General features: G+C 68.3%; 20 protein-coding genes. 9 read left to right on the top strand and 11 right to left on the bottom strand.

The features are described from left to right. The first annotated feature begins 25 nt into the window (after positions 1-25). The 3 genes from htpX to VD964_RS02840 all read left to right on the top strand — a co-directional run bounded on the left by htpX (position 26) and on the right by VD964_RS02840 (position 2,806). Positions 26-1,030, top strand: a complete 1,005-nt coding sequence (htpX, locus tag VD964_RS02850; protein ID WP_324865355.1) for a zinc metalloprotease HtpX — start codon at positions 26-28, stop codon at positions 1,028-1,030. Between the two features lie 98 nt (positions 1,031-1,128). Continuing rightward, positions 1,129-2,061, top strand: a complete 933-nt coding sequence (locus VD964_RS02845) for an exopolyphosphatase (RefSeq protein WP_324865354.1) — start codon at positions 1,129-1,131, stop codon at positions 2,059-2,061. A 25-nt stretch (positions 2,062-2,086) separates the two neighbouring features. Further along, positions 2,087-2,806, top strand: a complete 720-nt coding sequence (locus VD964_RS02840; RefSeq protein ID WP_324865352.1) for a hypothetical protein — start codon at positions 2,087-2,089, stop codon at positions 2,804-2,806. A gap of 19 nt (positions 2,807-2,825) precedes the next feature. On the opposite strand, the gene VD964_RS02835 is transcribed toward VD964_RS02840, so the two are convergent. From VD964_RS02835 to VD964_RS02825, 3 genes are all read right to left on the bottom strand, one after another. Then, positions 2,826-3,713 (bottom strand): DMT family transporter, encoded by an 888-nt coding sequence (locus VD964_RS02835; RefSeq protein ID WP_324865350.1) that lies wholly within the window; start codon positions 3,711-3,713, stop codon positions 2,826-2,828. A 183-nt stretch (positions 3,714-3,896) separates the two neighbouring features. Then, positions 3,897-4,880, bottom strand: coding sequence for a cobalamin biosynthesis protein (locus tag VD964_RS02830; protein WP_324865348.1), 984 nt, complete (start codon positions 4,878-4,880; stop codon positions 3,897-3,899). A 27-nt stretch (positions 4,881-4,907) separates the two neighbouring features. Then, positions 4,908-5,471 (bottom strand): ankyrin repeat domain-containing protein, encoded by a 564-nt coding sequence (locus tag VD964_RS02825; RefSeq protein WP_324865346.1) that lies wholly within the window; start codon positions 5,469-5,471, stop codon positions 4,908-4,910. A gap of 115 nt (positions 5,472-5,586) precedes the next feature. Between VD964_RS02825 and VD964_RS02820 the strand changes: the two genes are divergently transcribed. Next, positions 5,587-5,745, top strand: a complete 159-nt coding sequence (locus VD964_RS02820) for a hypothetical protein (protein WP_324865344.1) — start codon at positions 5,587-5,589, stop codon at positions 5,743-5,745. 108 nt (positions 5,746-5,853) lie between these two features. Beyond that, positions 5,854-6,483, top strand: coding sequence for a hypothetical protein (locus VD964_RS02815; protein WP_324865342.1), 630 nt, complete (start codon positions 5,854-5,856; stop codon positions 6,481-6,483). A 12-nt stretch (positions 6,484-6,495) separates the two neighbouring features. On the opposite strand, the gene VD964_RS02810 is transcribed toward VD964_RS02815, so the two are convergent. From VD964_RS02810 to VD964_RS02800, 3 genes are read right to left on the bottom strand one after another with little or no spacing between them, the layout of a single operon-like run. Next, positions 6,496-7,923 (bottom strand): DUF1329 domain-containing protein, encoded by a 1,428-nt coding sequence (locus tag VD964_RS02810; protein ID WP_324865340.1) that lies wholly within the window; start codon positions 7,921-7,923, stop codon positions 6,496-6,498. Beyond that, on the bottom strand, positions 7,920-10,688 hold the full coding sequence (locus VD964_RS02805; RefSeq protein ID WP_324865338.1) for a response regulator: 2,769 nt from the start codon (positions 10,686-10,688) through the stop codon (positions 7,920-7,922). The genes VD964_RS02810 and VD964_RS02805 overlap by 4 nt, the downstream gene beginning before the upstream one ends. Further along, entirely contained in the window at positions 10,685-13,111 is a 2,427-nt protein-coding gene (locus tag VD964_RS02800) for an ATP-binding protein (RefSeq protein WP_324865336.1), read from the bottom strand. The genes VD964_RS02805 and VD964_RS02800 overlap by 4 nt, the downstream gene beginning before the upstream one ends. Before the next feature lie 292 nt (positions 13,112-13,403). Here VD964_RS02800 and VD964_RS02795 point away from each other — a divergent pair, with 292 nt between their 5' ends. From VD964_RS02795 to VD964_RS02785, 3 genes are all read left to right on the top strand, one after another. Continuing rightward, positions 13,404-13,709 carry an STAS domain-containing protein gene (locus tag VD964_RS02795; RefSeq protein WP_324865334.1) on the top strand — a complete coding sequence of 102 codons (306 nt, stop codon included), beginning with the start codon at positions 13,404-13,406 and terminating at the stop codon, positions 13,707-13,709. A gap of 64 nt (positions 13,710-13,773) precedes the next feature. After that, entirely contained in the window at positions 13,774-14,571 is a 798-nt protein-coding gene (locus VD964_RS02790) for an ATP-binding protein (protein WP_324865332.1), read from the top strand. A gap of 10 nt (positions 14,572-14,581) precedes the next feature. Further along, positions 14,582-15,769: a fused response regulator/phosphatase gene (locus VD964_RS02785; RefSeq protein ID WP_324865330.1), complete on the top strand. Its 1,188-nt coding sequence runs from the start codon at positions 14,582-14,584 to the stop codon at positions 15,767-15,769. A 20-nt stretch (positions 15,770-15,789) separates the two neighbouring features. Here the strand turns inward: VD964_RS02785 and VD964_RS02780 are convergent, their stop codons facing one another. The 5 genes from VD964_RS02780 to VD964_RS02760 form a co-directional block, all read right to left on the bottom strand. Further along, the gene (locus tag VD964_RS02780) at positions 15,790-16,668 is read right to left on the bottom strand and encodes an NAD kinase (protein ID WP_324865328.1); all 879 of its coding nucleotides are present in this window, start codon (positions 16,666-16,668) and stop codon (positions 15,790-15,792) included. 135 nt (positions 16,669-16,803) lie between these two features. Beyond that, positions 16,804-19,119 (bottom strand): ATP-dependent Clp protease ATP-binding subunit ClpA, encoded by a 2,316-nt coding sequence (gene clpA / locus VD964_RS02775; protein ID WP_109075459.1) that lies wholly within the window; start codon positions 19,117-19,119, stop codon positions 16,804-16,806. Between the two features lie 8 nt (positions 19,120-19,127). Beyond that, positions 19,128-19,454: an ATP-dependent Clp protease adapter ClpS gene (gene clpS / locus VD964_RS02770; protein ID WP_063633957.1), complete on the bottom strand. Its 327-nt coding sequence runs from the start codon at positions 19,452-19,454 to the stop codon at positions 19,128-19,130. Between the two features lie 333 nt (positions 19,455-19,787). Next, positions 19,788-20,261, bottom strand: coding sequence for a phasin family protein (locus VD964_RS02765; protein ID WP_324865323.1), 474 nt, complete (start codon positions 20,259-20,261; stop codon positions 19,788-19,790). Positions 20,262-20,579: 318 nt separating this feature from the next. Next, a complete protein-coding gene (locus VD964_RS02760; protein WP_324865321.1) occupies positions 20,580-21,092 on the bottom strand; it encodes a TIGR01841 family phasin in 513 nt (170 codons plus the stop codon). 494 nt (positions 21,093-21,586) lie between these two features. Here VD964_RS02760 and VD964_RS02755 point away from each other — a divergent pair, with 494 nt between their 5' ends. Further along, positions 21,587-22,360: a peptidase gene (locus VD964_RS02755; protein WP_324865319.1), complete on the top strand. Its 774-nt coding sequence runs from the start codon at positions 21,587-21,589 to the stop codon at positions 22,358-22,360. Positions 22,361-22,364: the final 4 nt, after the last annotated feature.

Raw genomic sequence — 22,364 nt, 5'->3', positions numbered from 1 at the left:
CCGCTTCGGCCCATCCTGAACCGATATGGCGATCATGACCAGCTATCTGAAGACCACCATTCTCCTTGCCGGCCTGACGGCGATCTTCATGGCGGTCGGCTTCCTGCTGGGCGGCAAGACCGGTCTGATCATCGCCTTCGTCGTCGCGCTGGGCATGAACCTGTTCAGCTACTGGAATTCCGGCGACATGGTGCTGTCGATGTACGGCGCCCGCGAGGTCGACGCCTATTCGGCGCCGGAGTTCCACGGCATCGTCGCCCGGCTGGCGGAACGTGCCGGCCTGCCGATGCCGCGCGTCTACATCATCCAGAACGACCAGCCCAACGCCTTCGCCACCGGCCGCGATCCGGAGCATGCGGCGGTCGCCGCCACCACCGGCCTGCTGCAGCGCCTGACGCCGGAGGAGATCGCCGGCGTGATGGCGCACGAGCTGGCCCATGTGAAGAACCGCGACACGCTGATCATGACGATCACCGCGACCATCGCCGGTGCGGTGTCGATGCTCGGCAACTTCGGTCTGTTCTTCGGTGCTTCCAGCAGCGACGAGCGCGGCGGCAACCCGCTGGGCATGGTGGGCGCGGTGCTGGCCGCCATCCTCGCCCCCATCGCCGCGACGCTGGTGCAGATGGCGATCAGCCGCACCCGCGAGTTCGAGGCCGACCGCATCGGCGCGGAGATCTGCGGCCGTCCCAACTGGCTGGCCGACGCGCTGACCAACATCCACAACAGCGCCAACCACATCCCCAATCATCAGGCGGAGGCGCATCCGGCGACCGCCCACCTGTTCATCGCCAACCCCCTGAGCGGCGCCAGCATGGCCAGCCTGTTCTCCACCCACCCCGATATGGGCGAACGGGTGGCGCGGCTGCGCGCGATGGCGGCCCAGACTGGCAGTTTCGGCAGCGGTTTTGGGGGTGGGTTCGGGGGTGGCTTTACCCCGCCGCGCGACGGCCGCTCGCCCTGGGGCGCACCGCCGCAGGGCAGCCAGGGCGGCTTCATGCCGCAGAACCGCCGCGGCCCCTGGGGCTGATCTCCGACGCGGGCGCTGTTAAGGATTGCGCGCCGGACGGGTGGACGACTACCCTTCCGGCCAGCGCTCAACCAAGACGGCCGCCAGGGGAAGCTTGCATGTCCGAAGTCGCGAAATACCGCCTCGTCACCCGTTCCGATTTCGATGGGCTGGTCTGCGCCGTCCTGCTGAAGGATCTGGGCATCCTCGACGAGATCAAGTTCGTCCACCCCAAGGACATGCAGGACGGCAAGATCGAGATCACCGGCCGCGACATCACCACCAACCTGCCCTATGTCGAAGGCGCCCATCTGGTGTTCGACCATCACCTGTCGGAGACCATGCGCGTCGGCGAAAAGGCGAACCACATCATCGATCCCAAGGCGCCGTCCGCCGCCCGCGTCGTCTATGATTATTACGGCGGCAAGGAGCGCTTCCCCACCATTTCCGATGAGATGATGCTGGCCGTCGATCAGGCCGATTCGGCCCAGTACCAGCGCGAGGACATCCTCAATCCCACCGGCTGGACCCTGCTGAACTTCATCATGGACGCGCGCACCGGCCTCGGCCGCTTCCGCGAGTTCCGGGTGTCGAACTACCAGCTGATGATGGACCTGATCGATTACTGCCGCAGCCACAGCATCGAGCAGATCCTGGAACTGCCCGACGTGAAGGAACGGGTGGAGCTCTACACCCAGCACGCCGAACTGTTCGTCGACCAGCTGAAGCGCTGCGCCACGGTGCGCGGCAACGTCGTCGTGCTCGACCTCCGCCGGGAGGAGACGATCTATGCCGGCAACCGTTTCATGATCTACGCGCTGTATCCCGACACCAACGTGTCGATCCATGTGCTGTGGGGCCTGAAGCAGCAGAACACGGTGCTGGCCTGCGGCAAGTCAATCCTGAACCGCAGTTCCAAGACGGACATCGGCCCGCTGATGCTGCAATATGGCGGCGGCGGCCATCAGGCGGCCGGCACCTGCCAGGTCGACAACGACCGGGCCGAAGAGGTGCTGGAGGCCATCGTCGCCCGCATGCGGGCGGACGGCTGACTTCAACCGAGCGGATCTTTAGCGATTGAGCGCCTTTCCTCCCTTCCCCGACGGCACCCTGTTCGACGCCGGCTGGCTGTCCGCCCTGTCCGACGAGGTGCCGCGGGCCGAGGCGCTCGACCGCGCCCGCCCGGTGGTCGCCGATGCCATCGCCCGCACCGATGCGGCCGGGGCGGCGGCGCTGGCCCGCATCGACGCCCTGGTGGCGGGGGCGGCGCTCGACGCCATTCCGGCGTTGCTGGCGGCCGAGACCGATGAGTTGCCGGAAGCCGCCGCGACGGCCGAACGCTCCATCCACGACCTGATGAGCCGCGTCGCCTACAAGCGGCGGGAGCTGATGCCGCTGTTCCCGGACCTGATCGAGCGGGTTTCCGCCGTCCATGCCGCGGCGGTGCAGGCCTGCGGCATGGCGCGCTGGCGGCTGATGGCGGCACGCGCGCGGATGCAGCCGGGGCGGCCGTCCAGCCCGATCCAGGGTTCCGGCACCCGCTATGTGAAGAGCGACCGCTTCGACGCCCGTGCCGCCGAAAGCCTGCCCGCCATCGACCGCACCCGTGCCGACCGCATCCTGAAGCGGCTGGGCGAAGCGCCGGTGCCGGACGAGCTGGAGCTTCGCCCGCTGGATGACGGCGATGATCTCTGGACCATCAAGGCCGGCGGGATCAGCCGCTTCATCCTGCGGGTCGAGCGCGACCGGCGGGGGCCGTTCTACATGGTGGAGGATGTCGGGCCGCAGCCGGCATAAACAGGGGCGGCCTGATGCCTCACGACGCCTGCCGCAACCGCACCTGTTCCCGATAGAAGATGTAGACGCCGCTGGCGACGATCACGGTGGTGCCGGCGATGGTCGACAGGCGCAGATCCTCGCCGAATAGCATCAGCGCATAGACCGCCGCCCAGACCAGCGTCGTGTAGCCGAAGGGCGCCACGGTCGCGGCGGGGGCGGCGCTGTAGGCACGGATCAGGCAGAAATGGCTGATACCGCCCAGCGTCCCCAGCAGGATCATCAAGGCCGCCCCGGTCAGGTCCGGCGTCACCCAGTTGAAGGGCAGGGCCGCCGTACAGACCAACGTACCGACCATGCCGGTGTAGAAGATGGTCGTTGTCGGTGAATCCACGCCCTTCAGCTTGCGCGTGGCGATCTGATACAGCGCGTTGCAGAAGGCTGCACCCAGCGGCAGCGCCAGGGCCCATTGGAAGGTTCCCCCCACCGGCCCGACGATGATCAGCGCGCCGGCCATGCCGGCCAGAACACCGACCCAGCGCCGCCAGCCGACCTTCTCGCCCAGCAGCGGGACGGATAGCGCCGTCACCAGAACCGGAACGGCGGCGGCAATCGCCTGCACCTCGGCGAAGGAGATGCTGCGCAACGCCAGGACGGCAAGCAGCGTGGTCGCCAACAGCAGGCAGGAGCGGACGAGTTGCAGGGGCAGCCGGCGCGACACCATCAGATGCGGGCTGCGCCACGCGACGATGCATCCGACCAGCAGCATATGGACGGCGAAGCGCGCCCAGGCGACTTCCATCACCGGGTAGCTTTGGGCAAGGACGCGTGTGGTGGCGTCCTGGGTGACGAACAGCAGCGTGGTCAGGATCATCCAGAAGATGCCCGCGCGGCCCGAGCGCCGTTCGGCCAAGGATCGTTCGGCCAAGGATCGCTCCGCCAGCGCGGCGTCACCGGCAGCGGCAGGCGCGCCCGCAGCCGTACTCGTCTCCCCCATACCCATGGCCCCGCTTTTCCAAGGTTGCCATACTAGTATATGGACGACGCGAGGTTGCTGCCCTGCCAAGGGCGTGACATTGCCGTGCCCTGTGCGCAGGGCTGCCTGGATCGGTTAGATCCCCGCCACGCCCCACAGCAGCAGCGCCACCAGCCCGACCAGCAGCAATGCTGCGACCGCGGATAGAGCGAGCGCTCGCCCGATGTCGGCGGGGGTGACGCGGGCGCGGCCGTCGCCGATCCAGCTTTCGGTGATGACGACGCCGCCGTCGCGGTGCGGGCCGCCCAGTGCGAGGCCCAGCGCGCCCGCCATCGCCGCGATGGGCCATCCCATGTTCAGCGACGGGTGCTTGCGCGCGTCGCTGCGCAGCGTGCGGAAAGCGCCGCCGGCCTTGGCGGTGCCGATGAAGGGGGCGGCGAGCGCCAGCAGCAGGCCCGCCAGCCGGGCGGGCAGGGCGTTCAGCGCGTCGTCCAGCGTCGCCGCGGTCGATCCGAAGCGGCCATGACGGACGCCCGGACTGCCGAGCGCGGCGTCGGCGCCGTCCATCGCAGTCCAGACGAACAGGCCCGGCACGCCGAGCAGGGCATAGCCGAAGACCGGTGCAACCAGCTTGCGGTCGAAGGCGCGGGCCGCGGCCTCCACCGCCGCGCGGGCGATGCCGTGCTCGTCCAGGCCATAGACATGGCGGCGGGTCAGCGACTGGATCGCCTCCTGGCCGGGGACCACCCCGCCGCTCTCCAGCGCGCGGCGCACCGCACGCACGCGGGTCCAGGCCGCCCGCCCGCGCAGGCCGCAGAGCAGGGCCAACAGTTCCAGCATCCAGCCGCGGCCGATGGAGCCGACCCATTCGACCGCCAGCCCCGCCGCCACGGCGATCAGCAGCAGCGCCAGCACCACCAGCGTCCCGCGGAACAGCTGCGCCGAGGCGCCGCGCTCCGCCCGGTTCAGCCGGGCGTCGGCGGCGTTGCAGAAGCGCCGCGCCAGCCCCGCCGGGTCGGGCAGGATACGGTCCAGCCAATCGCCGAACAGCGCGTCGATCCCCAGCGCCAGCAGCAGAAGCAGCAGCGGGCCGGGACCGCCGAAGGCCGAACCGAACATGGCGTCTCCGCGACTAGAGGATAGGCATCAGCGGGCGCCGGCTTGGCGCAGCAGGGTGCCGACACGGGCGTTGCGGCTTTCCTGCGCCCAGTTCAGTGCGGTGCGGCCGGTGAAGTCGGAACGGTCGACCTTGGCCCCGGCCTTCAGCAGCCGGTCCACCACGTCGGCGCGGCCGGCGCGGGCGGCGACCATCAGCGGGGTCATGCCCTCGCGGTTCTCCTGGTCGACCTTGGCGCCCTTCTTCAGCAGCAGGTCGATCAGTTCCGGGTTGCCGTTCTCGGCCGCGGTCAGCAGCGGGGTGTTCCCGCCCTTGTCGGCGCGGTTGACGTTGGCGCCGCCGTCCAGCAGCAGGCCGGCCATTGCCGGGTTGGACCGGTCCACCGCGGCCAGCAGGGCGGTCTTGCCGTGGATGTCGGCCTGGTTGGGGTTCTCGCCCCGCAACAGGGCGCCCTTCACCTTGGCGACATCGCCCTCGTTGACCGCCTGCATCAGCCCGGTGTCCTGGAACAGGCTGATCTGGGCGAGCGCCGGGGCGGCGGAGCCGGCGGACAGGCCGGCGGCGAGGAGGGTGGCGAGCAGGAGCCGCTTCATGGCGGGTGTCCTTCCTTGACAGCAGGGGTGCCGGATACTAGCCAAAAGACGGGCGCCTTTGCCAGATCGGCCTTGCCTGTTCCGTGCGCGCGCCGCATTCGCCTGGGGGACCGCCTTGCTTCGTACCGCGCTCCGCAACCCGCTTGCCCGCCACATCGCCCTGTTCCTGCTGGTGAAGGCCGTGCTGATCGGGCTCGGCCTCTGGTGGTTCCTGGGCGCCATGCCGGAGCCGCGCGGCGCCGTGCCTCCGCCCGCCGCAGCCGGGCGCTCCTGATCGAACGCCTTATCGGAAGCCCCGGCGGAAGCAAGGGCGGAACCTTGGCCCCGCTTCGCGGTTGGATCCGGATTGTACGGACTTCCTGCGAAGCGAAGGGGTGGAGGCATGATCGAGAGCCGCGACCAGAACCCGACCACAATCGATTCCAGCGCCTGGACGGGAGACACCGGAGGGACGACGGACGCCACGGTGCGCGAGGCGGTGGCGATCTTCGACAGCCGCGAGTCCCTGCAGAACGCCATCGACGACCTGACGCTGGCCGGTTTCCAGCGCCATGAGCTGAGCCTGCTGGCCAACGACGAGACGATCCGCGAGCGGCTGGGCAGCGTGCCCGGCGATGTCGGCAGCCTCGCCCACGATCCCGACGCCCCGCGGCAGGCCTACATCTCGCCGGAGGACATCGGCAGCGGCCAGGGTGCCGCCGTCGGCTTCCCCGCCTATGTCGGCGCCATCATCGCCACCGGCGCCATCCTGGCCACCGGCGGGACGGCGCTCGCCGCCGCCGCTGCGGCTGCGGCTGCCGGGGTTGGCAGCGGGGCCGCCGGCTCCTTCCTGTCGCAATGGATCACCGACAAGCGCAACGAGCCGATGCTGCAGCATCTCAACAAGGGCGGCATCCTGCTGTGGGTCAATGTCGGCGACGCCGCCCGCGAACGCATCGCGCTCGAGGTGCTGAACCGCCACGCCACCCAGCCGGCCGAAGTCCACGACGTGCGGCAGACCGGGTCGACGTAAGCATGGGAATCCTCACCCCCGACGCCCGCGGCGGACCAGGGCCTCGGGGGTGAAGTCTTCCGGCTTGAGCGGTGCGTCGAACTGCGGCGGCGGCAGGCCGTTGTCGCCGCCGCGGGCGACATAGCGATCGGCGGTCAGATCGAAGGCGAACTCCACCGTCGGAACCAGGGCCGGGACCTGCCAATGAGGGATCGGATGCGCCTCGGCGTAGCGCAGAAGCTCGCCCTTGCCGTTGTAATGCTCCGACGCCAGGATCTGCCAGCTGTCCTCGTCCAGGTAATAGGTGCGGTCGGGCAGGGCGTGCTGGAAGTTCGGCTTCAGCCGGGCGTCCACCACCCAGACCCGGTGCATCTCATAGCGCAGGAACTGCGGGTTGGGATGGCCCGGCCACAGGATGTCCCGCACCGTCAGGCCGGGGTTGGTCAGCCGGTGGGCGTTGTAGGGCATGTACATCTCGCGCCGCGTGACCAGCGTGAAGTCGAAGCGGTCGAGCGCGCCGCTGAACATGTCCAGCATATCGGCGGTGCAGATGCCGCCCGTCACCGGGTCCGGCGTGTCATAGGCGAAATCGGGCGCCGGCACCACCCGGCCGCGTTCACCCTCCCGCGCCCAGGCGCGGGTCCGCGCGGCGATTGGGTCGAGCGTCGACTGGAGCACCAGACTGCTGCCGGCCTGTTCCCGCGGTTCCAGAATCGTGCGGCGGTAGAGCAGCGGCGGTGCCGCCGTGTCCCCGGCAGCGTAAGGAGAGAGGAAATCCTCGCGCAGCCGTGTCTGCGACCGCGACCCGTCGCCGGATTGGACGATGGTCAGGCCGGTGCGCGAGACCCGCTCGCCACGCCAGCGCAGCTTGTGGTTCCACATCGCCTGCAGCCCGTTGGCGGGGATGGGGAAGGGCACGCCGACCGCGGCATCGCGCAGGACCAGTCCGTTCGCCCCCAGCGAGGTCCGGTCGGCGTTCGCCATCGATGCGTCATAGATGCGTTGCGGGGCGGCGGCGCTGCGCCGGCAGGGGAACAGCGCCAGTTCGAAGCTTTCCGGATATTTTTCCAGCAGCGCCTGTTGCCCGGCGGTCAGCCGGACCTTGTAGCGCTCCACATCGGCGGCGCCGACGGTGAACCAGCGGACATCCTCGATGTAGGGATCGGGGGAGGGGCGGCCGGGCACATAGCCGCGCGGCGCCTGGGTCAGCCCCCCGGTCCAGGCGGGGATCGCCCGCGTGCGGTTGCCGGCGCGCACCGCCCCGAAGGGCGTCAGTTCCTCGCCCAGCCGGGGCACGCCGACCTCTGTCGGGGTATTCTGGGGCGGGGCATTCTGGGGCGGGGCATTCTGGAGCGGTGCATTCTGGGCCCGCAACGGCGATGCCGTCGTCGCCACGGTGGCACCCAGCAGAAAGCCCAGCGCCTCCCGCCGGCTGGGGTGGCGGATCGTCGGATCGTTCATCGTGCCGGACTTTCCGCTTCGGCCAACTCCTTGCCGATGGCCTCGCAAGTCGCCGCGAAGCTGCCGCGCAGCCGGTCGGCCGCCTCCGCAAGCTGGGAAAGCGGCACACCCTCGGCGGCGGCCTGCTCCAGCACACGGGCCGCCTCCGCCAGCGGCTTGGCACCGGCGTTGCGCGAGGAGCCTTTCAGATTGTGGGCGCAGGCCCGCATCCAGTCGCGGTCGCCGTTGCCCAGCGCCGTAACCAGATCGGCGACGATCCCGCGGCCGATGGTGACGAAATCGTTCAGCAGTTCCGCCAGCATCGCCGCATCACCCCCGCACAGCGCCCGCAGGCTGCCGAGTTCGATCAGCGCTTCGCCGCCGGCCGGCGGGACAGGCAGTGGGATAGGCAGTGGGACAGGCGGCGGGGCGGATGGCGGTGGAGCGCTCTCCGCCGCATCGGACGAAACCGGCGCCGGCGGCATCCAGCGGGCGAGGGCGACGGCCAGTTGCGACAGCTCCAGCGGCTTGCTCAGCACATCGTCCATGCCGGCGGCGCGGTAGTTCTCGATGTCGGCGGGGGCGGCGTTGGCGGTGATCGCGACGATCGGCAGGCGGCTGCCAAAACCCGGTTCGCCGATACCCGCCTCGGCGGCGCGGATGCGGCGGGTCAGCTCGAAGCCGTCGATCTCCGGCATCTGGACGTCGGTCAACAGCAGGGCGTAGCGGCGCCGGCCTTGGCGCATGGCGTCCAGTGCAGCCAGCGCCTCCGCCCCGCCCGGAGCCATCTCCGCGGCATAGCCCAATGCCTGCAACTGCATCAGCAGAACTTTGCGGTTCACCGGATTGTCTTCCGCCACCAGGATCAGGCGTCCTTGGGCCATCGCCTCTTCCACGCTGGGCGCGGCGGGGGCGGACGGTTTCGTGGCGGCGGTACGGCCGGCGGCGGGCGTGGAGGAGGCGCCGTCGGGGGCGGCGTCATGGGGACAGGCATGGGCGGCGGGCGGGGCGGCGGGCGGGGGAACCAGCCGCCCGGCGGCGATCGCCACCGCGCGCAGCAGCACCAGCCGGCGTATCGGGCGGCTCAGCACCACGGTGCCGGGCTCCGCGCCCCGCGTGCCGGGACGGGAGGTGGCGGACGCCTCTCCCCCCGTCTCGTGGCAGAGCAGGACCACCGGCGGACGGGGCTCGCCGCTGCGGCGGCCGAACTCGTCGGGTGCACAGGCCGCGGCGGGAACATGCAGCGCCTCGTCGATGGTGACGACGCCGACGGCGCATCCGGCCTCCCGCGCTACGCGGGCCTGGGTCGCCAGTTCGGGCGGGGAGGCGGCGGGCAGCACGCGGGCGCCGGCCTGCTCCAGATAGCGGGCGAGGAACCCGCGCTCGGTATCGTCGGGCACGCCCAGCAGCACCGTCAGGCCGTCCAGCCCGATGGAGTCGCTGCCGTCCTCCGCCGGGGCGGGGGCCGCCGCGCGGGCCAGCGGCAGGCGCAGCCAGAAGGTGGAGCCGGCGCCGGGTTCGCTTTCCACCCCGATCTCGCCGCCCATCAGCGCGGCCAGCCGCCGGCTGATCGACAATCCAAGCCCGGTGCCGCCGAATCGCCGGGTGGTCGAACTTTCCGCCTGGGTGAAGGGCTGGAACAGGCGCTGGCAGGTGGATTCGGCGATGCCGATCCCCGTGTCGCAGACCGCGATGCGCAGCAGCGGCTCCGCGCCGCCATCGTCATTGTCAACCGCGGCTGCGGGCTCAAGTTCGGCACGCAGGACGACGCGGCCGGCCTCGGTGAACTTGATGGCGTTGCCGGCAAGATTGAACAGGATCTGGCGCAGCCGCACCGGATCGCCCAGCAGGGCCGGCGGAATTGCAGGGTCCACATAGGTCAGCAGCGCCAGCCCCTTCGCCCCGGCGGCGGGCGCCAGCGTTTCCGCCACCCCTTCGACCAGGGCCGGGACCGACAGCGGCACCCGTTCCAGATCCATCTTCCCGGCTTCAATCTTGGAGAAATCCAGGATGTCGTCGATGATCCGCAACAGCGCACTGGCCGATTCGCGCATGGTGGCGACGGTGTCGCGCTGATGCTCGTCCAGTTCGGTCCGTTCCAGCAGGCCGAGCATGCCCAGCACCCCGTTCATCGGCGTGCGGATCTCGTGGCTCATGGTGGCGAGGAAGGCCGATTTGGCCTTGGTCGCCTCCTCCGCCTGCTCGCGGCTTTCGCGCAGTTCGCGCGTGCGTTCAGCCACGCGGGTCTCGATCGACTGGATCTGGTCGAAGGCGCGCAACGCCGCGATCACGGCGGTGAACAGGCTCTCCGCGGACAGGTCGGCCTTCGGCTTGTAGTCGTTGATGTCGTAATCGACGATCACGTCGCGCTGCGGCGCCTGCCCCGGCTGGCCGGTGCGCAGGATGATGCGGACGTCGCGGTTTCCCAGATCGTCCCTGATCCAGCGGACCAGCTTCAGGCCGGAGTCATCCTCCTCCATCACGACGTCCAGCAGGATCACGGCGATGTCGCGGCGGTGTTCCAGCACTGCGCGGGCGTCCGCCGCGGTGAAGCAGCTGACGAGTTCCAGCCGCCGCCGCTGGAAGACGACGTCGGCCAGCAGCAGGCCGGTCATGGAATGGACGTCCGATTCATCGTCCACCACCAGGATGGTCCAGGGCGGGGCGGCCGGGTCGTGCGCGGGCGCGCGCTGGACCGCCGTGGCGCCGGAGCGATCCGCAAGGCCCTCCGCCTCCTCGTCGGCGAACAGAATCTCGTCGTCGTCAAAGGCGGCGCCGGTGCTCATGCGGGGTCGGTCTCCAGCGGGACGGGCGTCGGAAGGTGGGACGGCTGTGGTTGCGGTTGCGGCTGCGATTGGGGGTGCGGGGCCGCCTGCGGATTGGCGGCGGTCCGCGGAATGCGCAGGGTGAAGGTAGTTCCATCGCCGGCAACGCTGTCAACCGAGATCCGCCCGCCCAGCGACTGGGTGACCAGGTTGAAGACGATGTGCAGCCCCAGCCCGCTGCCGCCCGACCCGCGCCGGGTCGTGAAGAAAGGCTCGAACACCTTGGGCAGGTTTTCCGCCGGGATGCCGACTCCGTCGTCGGCGAAGCGGATCTCCACCTCGTCGTCCGGCATCTCGTCCACGTCGATCACCATGTGCCCCTTGCAGTCGGACGGGAAGGCGTGGGTCAGCGCATTCATCACCAGGTTGGTCACCACCTGGCTCAGCGCGCCGGGGAAGCTGTCCATCTGGATGCCGGGCGAGCAGGCGATGGCGACGCGGTGGCGGCTCTTGCGCAGGGTGGGACCGAGCGAGGTCACCACCTCCTCCAGATAAGCCAGCAGGTCGAAGCGGCGCCGCTCCTCGCTGGTCTGGTCGACGGCGACCCGCTTGAAGCTCTGGATCAGCTCGGCGGCGCGGGTCAGGTTCTGTTCGATCAGGCGGGAGGACTCAGCCGCGGTGGCGACATAGGCGGCGAGGTCGGACTTCTTCATCGTCCCGCGCTCGAACGCTTCGGCCAGGGTGCCGGTCCGTCCCGACAGATGGGTGGCGCAGCCGAAGGCGATCCCGATGGGCGTGTTGATCTCGTGCGCCACGCCGGCGACCAGCAGGGCGAGCGAGGCCATCTTCTCCGCCTGGACGAGATTGGCCTGGGTCTCCTTCAGGTCGGCATATGCCTTCTCCAGTTCCTGCATCGCGTTGAAGATTTCCTCGGCCGACCGCGCCTCCACCGTCACGTCGGTCAGGGTGCGGACGAAGCCGCCCTCCGGCAGCGGGTTGGTGCGCACCTCCACGATCCGGCCGTCGGGGCGGCGGCGCTTGAAGGTGAAGGGCTGGTCGATGGTGCCGGCCGGCTCGTCGGGTTGGCCGCCGGGGCCGCCGTCCAACCCGCCGTGGGGGCCGCCATCCGGGCCGCCGATCCCGTAACTCAGATACAGGTCGGGATCGTCGCCCATCTCGCCGAACTCGCCTTGGCGGCGCTGGAGGGCAACCACGTCGGCGAAGCGCGGGGTGCCGGTCAGCATGTCCGGCGGGATGTTCAACAGTTCCGCCGCGCGGCTGTTCGCCATCACCACGCGGCCGCCGCCGTCGACCTTGATGATGCCCTGGTCGGTGTTGTCCAGCGTGACCTGCAGCACGTTGCGCTCGTGCGCCAGGTCCAGTTCCGCCCGCACCCGTTCGGTGACGTCCGACATGGTGCCGGTCAGCCGCCGGGCGCGGCCGTCGGGGTCGCGCTGTGCGGTGGCGCGATCCTCGATCCAGGCCCAGCGGCCATCGCGCCGGCGCATTCGGTAGACCGCGGTGTAGGCCATGGCCCGGTCGCGCAGCCGCCGCCGCGACTCGGCCATCACCCGTTCCGCTTCGTCCGGATGCAGCAGCGACGCCCAGGTCTCCGTCGTCATGGTCAGATCGTTCGGCCCGTAGCCGAGCAGGGCGGGGAACTCCTTCGACCACCAATACTGCCCGGTCCGCAGGTCGTAGTCCCAGACGGAGGAGCGGGTGGCGGTGATGGCCAGCGCCAGCCGCTGCTCGCTCTTGCGCAGGGCGGCTTCCTCCTGCCCCAGGCGGGCGAGCATGGCGTTGTGGGCCTGGATCACCCGGCCGAGCTCGTCGGAGGCGCGCCAATCCACCGGCTGAAGCCCGCCGCCGCGTTCCGATTCCAGGATGGAGGCGATCAGCCGCCGCAGCGGCCGTCCCACCGTCAGCCGAAGCGCCGCCAGAGCCGCCGCGATGGTGCCGGCCAGCATCAGCAGAAGGAGGACGGCGGTGTTCACCACCTCCTGCCGCAACTGTTCACGCGCGACCTTGTGGTCGTAGTGCAGGGTGATGGTGCCGACCTGGAGGTTCTGCACCCGGATGGCGCGCCGTTCGATGTTGGCGTCGCCGCTCAAGGGGCAGCTCGGCCCCGGCCAGGCGAACAGCCCGTCGGCCAGATCGTCCGTCACCTCGACGCAGACCAGCTCGCGGTTGGCGCCGATGGCCTGGATCACGTTGCGGATCGCCTGGACGTCGAAGGTCCACAGGTTGTTGGACAACGCCGCCGCATTGATGTCGGCGATGGTCGCCACCTTGTCCCGCTGGGCCGCCTGCAGATCCTGGTAGCGGTCGTAGAAGAACAGGGCGGAAAACAGCGAGACGGTGACCACCAGGCTTGGGACCAGGATCAGCAGGAATTTTGCCGATACCGCCGGCACGCGCCGCCACGCCTCAGCGATCCTGGTCATGCACTGCCGTTCCGGACGTTCGTTGGTGCGGCACGCGGCGCACGTGCGCCCGTCAAGACGTTCTACCCCGTTGCGGGCGGCGCGTCCATGGGGGTGAACCCGGGGTGTCGCGCAGGGGAAAAGTGTCGCGCCAGGGTGAAAGGGACAATCCGTGCGGCATCCGCGCTTGAGACATACCCCGGGGTTGCACTACTGTGCATAGGCGGATGTCCGGTGTTTCGCGCGCATTCGTATGAGGGCCGTCCGGACTGCACGCGCGTGGCCGGCCGGCGACCGATGGGTGAGGGGAAGTATGGAATTCAAGACGATCAGAGCCGATGCGGAGTCCGAGATCTGGCTGTCCGGGCGGATGGAGTTCACTGACCACGACCGTCTGGTCGATATCGTGACCCAGCTGCAGGACCTGGGGGGCAGCCGGGTCGTGCTCGACCTGTCGGCGCTTGAGTTCATCGACTCCGCCGGTCTCGGCATGCTGCTGATCCTGCAGGAAGAGGCGGAGACCCGGAACACGAAGCTGATCGTCCGCGGGGCGGCCGGCGACGTGAGGCGGTCGATCGAGCTCGCCCGCCTGTCCGAGATCATCACCTTCGAATATTGAACATCCGGCAGCCGGCCTTCCGCCGCCGGCAGCGCCGGTCCCTTTCACTGGGGAGATTGCCGCCATGGATGCCGCCCTTCCCGACAGCCCGGCCGAACCGGCGCTCCGTGCGTTCAGCGTGCTGCGCGACCGTGTGCCGGCGGACATGGCCGCCCGGATCTTCTCCCGCTTCGACGGCACCGGGGTCGGGACGGCCTGCCTGCCGGACGCTGCGGAGGGCGTCTGTCCGGCGGTGGAGGCACAACTGCTCGAGCGGGCGGACCGCGACCGGCTGCGCGCCGCCTTCGACCGCAGCCCCTTCCTGACGGTCGAGTTGGGGGAGGGAACCGACGAATGCGCGGCGCTCCTGGACGACTGGTCGGGCGCGCCGGCGGCGGAGCATCCGCGCCTGCCCGGATTCTACCTGTCGCTGACCACCGGCAGCGCCTATGGCCTGCAATGTCCGGTCCTGATCTGCGACGAACTGGTCCGGCGCGGGGCGCTGGACCCGCAGCGCCGGTCCAACGTGGAGCTTTGCCTGCACGAGGCGGTCGCCAATGCTATCGTCCACGGCAATCTCGGCCTGTCCAGCGCGGTCAAGGGTGAGCCCGGCGGCTATCGCCGCTTCGGCGAGATGATGCGCGACCGGCTGGGCGACCCTGCCGTGGTGCGGCGGCGGCTGGACATCTTCTGCCGCTGGAACGAGCGCAGCATCGCCATCGCCGTGGTGGACCAGGGCGGCGGTTTCGACGTCGCGCTCGCGCCGGCAACCACCGGCAACAAGGCGCGGTCGGGCCGGGGCTTCGTCTTCATGCGCACGCTGGCCTCCCGCGTGACGGTGACCGACGGCGGGCGCTGCACCGTCCTTCAGTTCGACCGCTGACGGAGCCTTCATGCCGGTTCCCGCCCTGTCGCTGTCGGACTGCCGTGTCCTGATCGTCGACGACAACGAGTTCAACCGCAAATCGCTGGCCCTGGTGATCCGCCGCGCCGGCATCACCGACATCGCCTTCGCCGAGAACGGCCGGGAAGGGCTGGCGGCCGTTGACCGCTTCCGTCCCGACCTCGTCCTGCTCGACGTCGACATGCCGGTGATGAACGGCTGGGAGATGTGCGAGGCGTTGCGCCGCAACGCGACGCATGAGGAGCTGCCGGTCCTGTTCCAGACCGCGCTGGACAGCGACGAGGAGCAGGTGCGCTGTTTCGAGGCCGGCGGCAGCGATTTCATCTCCAAGCCGATCAAACCCGGCGAATGCGTCGCCCGTGTCCGCCATCAGCTGGAAAAGCGCAAGCTGTTCAGCGATCTCGCCGCCTTCCGCGAGCGGGTCCAGCGCGAGCTTTCGCATGCCCGCGCCATGCAGACCTCGCTTCTGCCGGAAAGCCGCCGGCTGGCGGAGGTGGCCGACCGCTACGGCCTGACGTTGGACGCCCATTTCGAGACATCGTCGGAGTTGGGCGGCGATTTCTGGGGGCTCTACCCGCTGGGCGACCGGCGGCTCGGGCTTCTGATGGTCGACTTCGCCGGGCATGGCATCACCGCGGCGATCAACACCTTCCGCCTGCACACGCTGATCGACCGCTTTCCCATGCATCATGTGGCGCCGTCGCAATGGTTGGCGCAACTGAACGCCGCGTTGAAGGACGTGCTGCCGACAGGACAGTTCGCCACCGCTTTCTTCGGCATCCTCGACCTTGCCACCGACACGCTGACCTTCGCCGCGGCGGGGTCGCCCAACCCGGTGCTGGGCACGCCGGCCGGCACGAAGGGCGACGGGCCGGACATCCGGCTGCTCGATTCGGCCGGTCTGGTGCTGGGGGCCTCGCGGCGGGCGCAGTATGTCGACCACAGCTTTCGCCTGCCGCGCGGCGGCTTCCTGTTCCTCTACAGCGACGCGCTGATCGAATGCGGCGGCGACGAACTCGGCCCGCTGGGGCAGGACGCCGTGCCCGACTTCGTCCGCGACGCGCTGGCCAAGGATCGCGTGCACCCGCTCGGCCCGATGATGGACAGCTTCTACGCCCGCACCCGCCTGCCCCTGCGCGACGACCTGACCGCCGTCTGGGTCGCAAGGCGGGCGTAAAGGGGCGGGGGAGTAAGGGGTCAGGGCGCGAACTGCTCCTTCAGGATGCGTTCCTCGAAATTCAGTTCCGGGTCGAACAGCAGGGTCAGACCGACCTCGCGGCATTCCTGAACCTCCACCTGCAGAACCTCGCGCACCTCGGTAAAGTCGGCGACGGCGCTGACCGGGCGCTTCACCTCTTCCAGAACGTCGAAGGTGATCCGGGCGGCGTGGGGCAGAAGGGCGCCACGCCAGCGCCGCGGGCGGAAGGCGCTGATCGGGGTCAGGGCCAGGACGCCGGCGTTCAGCGGCACGATGGGGCCATGGGCCGACAGGTTGTAGGCGGTGCTGCCGGCCGGCGTCGCCACCAGGGCGCCGTCGCAGATCAGCTCCGGCAGCCGGATCACCCCGTCGATCGTGATGCGCAGCTTGGCCGCCTGCCGCGTCTCGCGCAGGAGCGACACTTCGTTGATGCCCAGCGCCTCCACCCGCTCGCCATTCACCCGGGTGGCGATCATGCGCAGCGGGTGCAGACGGACATGCTGCGATGCCACGATGCGCTCCGCCAAATCCTCCTCGCGGTAGGCGTTCAGCAGGAAGCCGACCGACCCGCGGTTCATGCCATAGACCGGTGTCGGCTGTTCGCGATCACGGGTGAGTGCCCGGTGCAGCGTTTCCAACAGGAAGCCATCGCCGCCCAGCGCCACGATCACGTCGGCCTCGTCCGGGGTGGCGTTGCCGTAGCGGTGGACCAGCCGGGTGCGGGCGGCGCGCGCCTCGTCCGTGTCGGCGCAGGCGAAGGCGATGCGCAACGCGTCGGGCGCTGGCAGCAAGGGGGCCTGCGCATCTGCGGACTGCTGGGCGGCGGACTGCATGGCGGCGGACTGCATGGCGGCGGGATCGGTCATGGTGCCGACCATAGCGCAGTCCGGCGTTCGCGCAAAAGTATCGCGCGGTGACGAGACGATGCAAAAGAGCGCATCCGCCAGGTGGACAACAGAAAGGGGGGCCGCGGACGGCCCCCCTTTTTCACGATTTGGAACGGAGCAGCCGAGTTATTCGACCATCTCCGACACCATTTCCTCGTCGTCGTCGCCGGAGGTGCGCTTCGGCCGGTTGCCCTCGGCATAGTCGAAGGCCGGCTTGTCGTCCTTGACGGTGACCTTGACCAGGCCGCCCTTGCTGAGCTTGCCGAACAGCAGCTCTTCCGCCAGCGGCTTCTTGATGTACTCCTGGATCACGCGGCCAAGCGGACGGGCGCCGTAGAGCGGGTCGTAGCCCTTCTTGCCCAGCCACTCGCGCGCCTCTTCGTTCAGCTCGATGGACACGCCGCGGTCTTCCAACTGCGCTTCCATCTGCATGATGAACTTGTCGACGACGCGGTTGATGACCTCCTGAGTCAGCGGCGCGAACGGGATGATCGCGTCGAGACGGTTGCGGAACTCCGGCGTGAACATCTTCTCGACCGCTTCGATGTCCTCGCCGACCCGGCGGTCACGCTCGAAGCCGATGGCGGGCTTGGCCATGTCGGCGGCCCCGGCGTTCGAGGTCATGATCAGGATGACGTTGCGGAAGTCGACGATCTTGCCGTTGTGGTCGGTCAGCTTGCCGTGGTCCATGATCTGCAACAGGATGTTGAACAGATCCGGGTGGGCCTTCTCGATTTCGTCCAGCAGCAGGACGCAGTGCGGGTGCTGGTCGATGGCGTCGGTCAGCATGCCGCCCTGGTCGAAGCCGACATAGCCCGGAGGTGCGCCGATCAGGCGCGACACCGTGTGCCGCTCCATATACTCCGACATGTCGAAGCGAGTCAGCTCGATGCCGAGAGTCATGGCGAGCTGGCGGGCCACCTCGGTCTTGCCGACACCGGTCGGGCCGGTGAACAGGTAGTTGCCGATGGGCTTCTCCGGCTCGCGCAGGCCGGCCCTCGCCAGCTTGATGGCGGAGACCAGCGCGTCGATCGCCTTGTTCTGGCCGAAGACCATGGTCTTCAGGTCGCGCTCCAGGTTGAGGAGCGTTTCCTTGTCGTCGCGGCTGACCGACTTCGGCGGGATGCGGGCGATCTTGGCGACCACCGCCTCCACGTCCTTCACGCCGATCTTCTTGCGGCGTTTGTTCTCCGGCAGCAGCATCTGCGCGGCACCGACCTCGTCGATGATGTCGATGGCCTTGTCGGGCAGCTTGCGGTCGCCGATGTACTTGGCCGACAGCTCCACCGCGACGCGGATGGCGTCGTTGGTGTAGGTGACCTTGTGGTGCTTCTCGTAGTAGGGCTTCAGGCCTTGCAGGATCTTGATCGCATCCTCGACCGACGGCTCGTTGACGTCGATCTTCTGGAAGCGGCGGACCAGCGCCCGGTCCTTCTCGAAGTAGCTGCGGTATTCCTTGTAGGTGGTCGACCCGATGCAGCGCAGCGAACCGGAGGCCAGCGCCGGCTTCAGCAGGTTCGAGGCATCCATCGCACCGCCCGAGGTGGCGCCGGCGCCGATCACCGTGTGGATCTCGTCGATGAAGAGGATGGCCCCCTCCGTCGCCTCGAGTTCCGACACGACGGCCTTCAGCCGCTCCTCGAAATCGCCGCGGTAGCGCGTGCCGGCCAGCAGCGAGCCCATGTCGAGCGCGAAGATGGTGGCGTTGCGCAGCACCTCCGGCACTTCCTGCTGGACGATGCGGCGGGCCAGGCCCTCGGCGATGGCGGTCTTGCCGACACCGGGGTCGCCGACATACAGCGGATTGTTCTTCGACCGCCGGCACAGGATCTGGATGGTCCGTTCGACCTCCTGCTCCCGGCCGATCAGCGGATCGATCTTCCCGCCGGACGCCTTCTTGTTCAGGTTGACACAGTAAGCCTCGAGCGCTTCGCTGCCTTTTTTCACGACCTTCTCCGCCGCCGCCTCGTCGTCAGCGCCCGAGACCCGCTTGGTTTCCGAGCGGCCCGGAGCCTTCGCGATTCCGTGAGAGATGTAGTTGACCGCGTCGAACCGGGTCATCTCCTGCTCCTGCAGGAAATAAACCGCGTGGCTCTCGCGTTCAGAGAACAAGGCGACGAGGACATTTGCTCCCGTCACCTCCTCACGTCCCGACGACTGGACGTGGATGGCCGCACGCTGCAGAACCCGTTGGAAACCAGCCGTCGGCTTGGCGTCATCGGGCCTGTTCGTGATAAGGTTCGCAAGTTCGTTGTCGAGGTAATCCGACAGTTCCGCGCGCAGTCGGTCGAGGTCGATCCCGCAAGCGCGCAAGACGGCGGTAGCATCGGAGTCTTCGGTCAACGCGAGAAGCAGATGTTCGAGCGTCGCGTATTCATGCCTGCGCTCGTTCGCGTGGGCCAGGGCTCGGTGCAGCGTCTGTTCCAGGTTACGCGACAGCATGTGTGGGTCTAATCCTTTTCTAACGTGCATTGCAGCGGGTGCTGGTGCTGGCGTGCAAAGTCCATCACCTGCGTGACTTTCGTCTCCGCCACCTCGTAGGTGAACACGCCGCACAACCCCACACCCCGCCGGTGCACATGCAGCATGATCTGTGTCGCTTCCTCCCGCGATTTGCTGAAGAAGCGTTCGAGAACGAGAACGACGAACTCCATGGGAGTGTAATCGTCGTTCAACATCAAGACCTTATACATCGACGGCTTTTTGGTCTTTGGCTTGGCCTTTACGACCACGCCGCTGTTCGTGCCGTCGTTGCCCTGCTTGTCAGAGTCGGCCATGGTCCCAGTCGAATGTCATCGCGATGCACTGTCTATGTGAATGATATGGGCATTTCGGTCGCGGTGGGAAGGGGCCGTTTTCAGTCACCCTCCATTTGGCAGACCCTCCTTTGGTCCGCCGGACCTCCCGCTACCCCGTAATAGGAGACATCGCTTTCGATCGGGCCGCAATCGGCGGAAAACCCTAGCCCTTTTCCGCGGCACCGCGGGGATTCGGTGGACAGCGAACGCAAAATGGCCCGGCATCCCTGTCCGGGATGCCGGGCCGCCGCAATGCGGGCCATCACCTGGGAACAATCGGCAGGCCGGTCAAGGCCCGACCGGTTCCGTCGGTCAGGCGGCCTTCTTCGACAGGACCTCGACCGTGGCGTTGACGCGGGCGCTCAGCGGGGCCAGCGCCTGGTTGGCGATCTTGACGGTCAGCTCCTGCAGCTTGGTGCTTTCCGACACCAGCGCGTCGATGCTGGCCTTGGCGTAGGCGTTCTGCAGCTCGACCAGTTCCTGGATCGTCTTCACCGCCAGCAGGGCCTTGGCGTTCGACACGCTCTTCTCCAGCGAGGACTGGGTGAAGGCGGCGACCTGCTTGCCGGCCTCTTCCGCGCCCTTGGCGACGACGGTGCCGGACTTCACGAAGGCGTCGACGTTCTGCTTGGTCAGCACGGTCAGCTCGTCATAGCCCTTCAGCACCTGGGCGGAGGCCTTTTCGACCTGCTCCTGCTGGGCCTTCACGAGGCCTTCCAGGTTCTGCTTGGCGGTGGCGATGGCGTCTTCGACGGACTTGGTGACGGCGGTGATCTGGTCGGACATGGCTATGCTCCTCGCGCTCTCTCAGGGGTCAACCGCGCGGCCCCGACGATTCGGCGACCGGGTGCGGAGTGGGTTGAAACCCTCGGACCCCGTTTGGGCGGGCGCCCGAGATATGCTGCATTGCAACATAAGCGGAATGTAAGGGAGGCCGGGCTCTGAGTCAATGAGATATTGTGCACTGCACAAAAAACCCGGCCTGCAAGCCATGCCTCGTTGGAACGCAATCGGCCCGGCAACCGCGTGGAGGTTGCCGGGCCGATTGCGAAGCCGGGGTCCATGGCTGAACCCCGGCCGTCAGGATCTATCGGATCGGATCGATCAGGCGGCGATCGGCTTGGAGAAGGTCTCCACCGTGGCGGTGACGCGGGCGTTCAGCGGGGCCAGCGCCTCGTTGGTGACCTTGGTGGTCAGCTCCTGCAGGCGGCTGGTCTCGGCCAGCATCGCGTCGAAGCTCGACTTCAGGAAATCGTTCTGCAGCTCGACGACTTCCTGCAGGGTCTTGGCGGCCAGCAGGGCCTTGCCGGTGGTGATCGACTTGTCCAGCGCCGACTGGCCGTAGGCGACGACCTCGCGGCCCAGATCCTCGGCGCCCTTGGCGGCGATGGTGCTGCTGGCGATCAGGGCCTCGACATTGGCCTTGCCGGTGGCCTGCAGGTCCTCGTAGCTCTTCAGCATCTGGGCGGCGGTCTTCTCGAACTGCTCCTTGGCGGCGGTCGCGGTCTGCTCGAACTGCTTGACCGTCTGCTCCTGCCCGGCCTTCACCAGACCTTCATACTGCTCCTTCGCCTGGGCGGCGACGTTCTCGAGCGACTTCGGCGTGAACTGGTTCATGACGCGCGTTCCTTCCTGGCTGATGCCGACGTTTGGACGATGGGCCCGGCCGCCGCGAAGCGGGGCACAAGCCTGCCGGCAGCGGTTTGCGTTGCGTTTATACGTTGTGCATCCGGTCCAGCCGGTTCCCGAAGCCGCAATCCGGCCTCAGGAATGCTGCACTGCAATATGAGGATTTTATGGGCTAGGCAGGGGGCGCTGTCAACAGTCCGTTCGGCAAGTATCCGGCCTATACTTTTGCGCCGCACCACACCCCGATCGCGTGAATATCCGGCGAGCACGGCATCGCGGACGTTGCCGGCGGGTGCTGTGGTCGCGGAACCGGCGGCAACTCCTCAATGAAGCAACTCCTTAACGAAGGATTTACCGGCGGTGGGACAAGTGTAGCGTGGCCGTGGGGGTGAATCGCCTCGGCCAATGGTCAGGTGCGGCGCTTGGACGCGGCGCCCCCGGCCGCCCGCTCTCCAGGCCGCATCTTCGGGACCCCTTCGATCATGACCTATTGCCTTGGCATCAAGACACGCGACGGCCTGATCGGTCTGTCGGACGGCCGCATCACCAGCGGGTCGCAGCTTTCCTCGGCCCGCAAGGTGACGATGATGGGCAGCGGCGGCGACCGCTTCTTCATCATGAATTCCGGCCTGCGCAGCGTGCGCGACAAGACGCTGGCCTATCTCCGCCGCGACATGCAGAAGCGCCGGGGCGAGGCATACTCGACCATGCTGGACGCGGTTTCGGCCTTCACCGCCTGCCTGCGGCAAGTCGCCGCGGAGGATAAGGAGTCGCTGGAGGCGTCGAAGCTGCACTTCAACCTGCATGCCATCATCGGCGGTCAGCTGGCCGAGGACCGGGAGCCCTACATGTTCCTGGTCTATCCGGAAGGCAACTGGATCGAGGTGGACGAGCGCACGCCATACCTGTCGATCGGCGCCACCGCCTACGGCAAGCCGATCCTGGACCGGGCCCTGACCTACGGCACCGACATGCAGACGGCGCTGAAGCTGGCCTACCTGTCCTTCGACAGCACCCGCTTTTCCAGCAACGACGTCGGCTTTCCCATCGACATGGTGTCCTACCATGCGGAATCGCGCAGCTGGCGCCAGTCGAACTACGATTATGACGACCTCAGCGAACAGCGCCAGTGGTGGAACCGCAACCTGACGGAGCTGGCCCGCCGCATGCCGGACGGCCCGTGGGTCGAGACCCTGGTGCCCGACAACCTGCGCCCGCGCCTGATCACCGAACAACCGGCCGAGGAGCCGGCCTGAGCGG

The organism is Azospirillum sp., from assembly GCF_035628975.1.
Lineage (GTDB): Bacteria > Pseudomonadota > Alphaproteobacteria > Azospirillales > Azospirillaceae > Azospirillum.
The sequence above is the reverse complement of the archived record's forward strand: the minus strand, read 5'-3'. Positions and strand labels throughout refer to the sequence as shown.